Origin of the sequence: Catenuloplanes japonicus (genome assembly GCF_000717135.1) — a bacterium.
Lineage (GTDB): Bacteria > Actinomycetota > Actinomycetes > Mycobacteriales > Micromonosporaceae > Catenuloplanes > Catenuloplanes japonicus.
This window is the reverse complement of record NZ_JNXY01000072.1, coordinates 1-2,344: the sequence shown is the minus strand read 5'-3', so window position 1 is coordinate 2,344 and position 2,344 is coordinate 1. Positions and strand designations below refer to the sequence as shown.

The following is a 2,344-nucleotide window of genomic DNA, read 5'->3' as shown; positions in this document are numbered from 1 at the left end:
GGTGATGTCGGAGCGGACCGAGTTCTCGCAGGTGTTCGCGGAGCCGTCCGGTGTGCTGGTGATGGAGTCGACCGTGGTGCCGACGCATGTGCGGCACGGCGATGGTTCGTGGTCGGATGTGAATCTGGAGCTGTCGGTGCGTCCGGACGGTACGGTCCGGCCGGGTGCGTCGATCGCGGACGTGCGGTTCTCCAATGGGGGCACCGCTTCCGACCAGGGGCGGATATGTGAAGGTGCCGGAGCTGGAAGGTGGTCCGATGAATAAGGTGAGAAACCCGATCTGGGGAAACGACAACCCAGTCGCTGTCATTGGAACGCGTACGCCGGAGCAACTGCGCGGCCTTGCCAGCCTGGGTGACGCACGCAAACTTCAGGACTTCTACCAAGGTGTGGTGAACGCCGGCGTGGGGGGTAAAACTGCCCCAAATCGTGTCACCTTGCTGCAGGAAATCATCGATGCCTGGAGAGGGTAGCTTGTGTCTGTTGATCCGGTAGCATTGACGAAGATAAAGATTTCCGCGACCAATGAGCCCATTCGAATTACATTTGAGCCTCTCGGCGATGCCTTTGAGCTCGATCCTGATGAGTTTCTTTTTCTTCGTATGCCCACGGCTGAGTTGACGTCGCTTGAAATCTATGTTTGGCCCAACGGAATTAGTGTTTGGCTCCCATATCCAGGGAAATCTGACTACGTCGTGCTGGACGCGCAAGATGAGGAGATCGGCCGTATATAGGTCGGCCAAATGCTTCCTGCGTGCATCGGCGTGCGTGCCCGTTGCCGTCAGTCTGCCGTCAAGAGGATCTCGTACATGGAATAACGTGGATGCTCGATGCCAGGACGAATGATCCGTTGGCGTGCCGCGTAGCGGTACGGCGTCGATGCCCGCAAGACATCGCGTGGGTGGCCCGCTGAAGGCATCGTCACGGCCCCAACCCGGCAAACTCGATCGTCGGTCTCGTCGAGTCGGCATGTTTCACGCCGAGTCTTGGCGTGCGCGCGTGGCCGTAGGCCTGAGCGCGTGCGCGCGCCCGCGTAGCGGGCGTCTTGATCTCTTGTAGAGGAAGTCTTAGCCAGCCCTGCCGGCGCCCGTGGCCTTGCTCGTCTTCGTCGTGCGCCTGCGATCTCGACTGCCTTTCCCTTCCGAGTTGAGGGCCAAGGCGGCCGAGAACGGACGCTCATCTGGCTTGGCCGGCAAGGCTCGTGTTCTCTCCAGGACAGTCCGGGGAATCGCTGAATTCGTGTTGGGGTGTCGAGCGATGTCCGCCAGCACGCCGTTACGTGTCCAGCGGTCCAGGTTGTCGATGACGATCGCGGCCAATGCGGCGGATTCGGCACGTGGGCATGTGGCAACAGCGCTACGGACGAACGAGTACGGGTTACGAGCGAGTGTCCGTAGCCCCTCTTGATCAATGCGGCCGCCCCGGCGATCCGGCCCGTTGACGGATCCGCGCGGCCGGCCGTCCAGCCTCGGTCCAACCGGCGTCCAGCGGCCGGCGTGACCATGTCGCTGGCGGGGCGGTCCCGTTCCCGCCGTCCTTCGTGGATCTGTCGGAGAGGGTGGAATTCATGAATCTACGGTCACTGTGGCGGACCGCCGCAGCGCTGGTGATCTTCTTGGCCGCGTCCGTCGCCGGGGTCGCCGGACCAGCCGGTGCGACACCGGCCGGTGCGGCACCGGCTGTCTCGTACCGAGTGTCGGTCTCCCCGGACGGCGCGGTCGCGGTCGAGGAGTCCGCGCCGGCCCGCGGCACGTTGCAGCCGGGGCTCAGCAAGCCGCTGGTGCTGCCCGGCGGCGACGGGTTCGGCGCCGACACCGTCATCACCTGCTACGTCTACGGCAGCGGACCGGTGTCGAACGGCTTCATCGTCTCCTTCGTCATCGGCATCGACTGCGTCGGCGGCGTGCCGAGACAACTGTTCGTGAACCAGAACATCGCCCGGTACCTGCCGAACAACGGCGGCTACGTCATCGAGCCGGGCTCGGACGAGACGTGCGTGGAGAACAACTCGGCGGCGCTGTTCTGCTACTCCGAGGCCCCGTGCTTCCAGGCCGGCGCGACGTACGACGGTTACGCCCTGATCTTCGGCGTCGACGAGAACGGGGTGCTGCACCAGACCGAGTACTACGCGCCACCGCGAGCACTCGGCTGCGCGGTCTGATTTCGGTCCGCCGCACCGTGTCCGGGCACGCCGTTCGTGGCGCGCCCGGATCACACCTCACTGCGGTACGCGGGCACCGTCGGGATGGTCACCGACCTGGACACCCACCTGGTGGGGCGCGCGCTGACCTCGCTCGGTGCGGAGCTGCGCCGGCGCGAGCATGTGCTCGCCGCGGCCGGCGCC

The 2,344-nt window shown here is 64.8% G+C and carries 3 protein-coding genes and 1 pseudogene; all 4 read left to right on the top strand.

Annotated features, from left to right (window positions below; translation table 11 throughout):
• Positions 1-265 (top strand): annotated as a pseudogene (locus OP04_RS56335) (hypothetical protein); the annotation flags it as partial.
• Positions 258-473 carry a hypothetical protein gene (locus OP04_RS54385; protein WP_157241391.1) on the top strand — a complete coding sequence of 72 codons (216 nt, stop codon included), beginning with the start codon at positions 258-260 and terminating at the stop codon, positions 471-473. The pseudogene OP04_RS56335 and the gene OP04_RS54385, both read left to right, overlap by 8 nt.
• A gap of 3 nt (positions 474-476) precedes the next feature.
• The gene (locus tag OP04_RS55255; protein ID WP_198154328.1) at positions 477-734 is read left to right on the top strand and encodes a hypothetical protein; all 258 of its coding nucleotides are present in this window, start codon (positions 477-479) and stop codon (positions 732-734) included.
• Positions 735-1,567: 833 nt separating this feature from the next.
• Entirely contained in the window at positions 1,568-2,161 is a 594-nt protein-coding gene (locus OP04_RS47995) for a hypothetical protein (RefSeq protein WP_157241389.1), read from the top strand.
• Positions 2,162-2,344 lie beyond the last annotated feature (183 nt).

What these genes read in the sequence shown, in the direction of transcription:
- OP04_RS54385 (WP_157241391.1), top strand. Translation starts at nt 258, where the DNA reads ATGAATAAGGTGAGAAACCCGATCTGGGGAAACGACAACCCAGTCGCT.
- OP04_RS47995 (WP_157241389.1), top strand. Translation starts at nt 1,568, where the DNA reads ATGAATCTACGGTCACTGTGGCGGACCGCCGCAGCGCTGGTGATCTTC.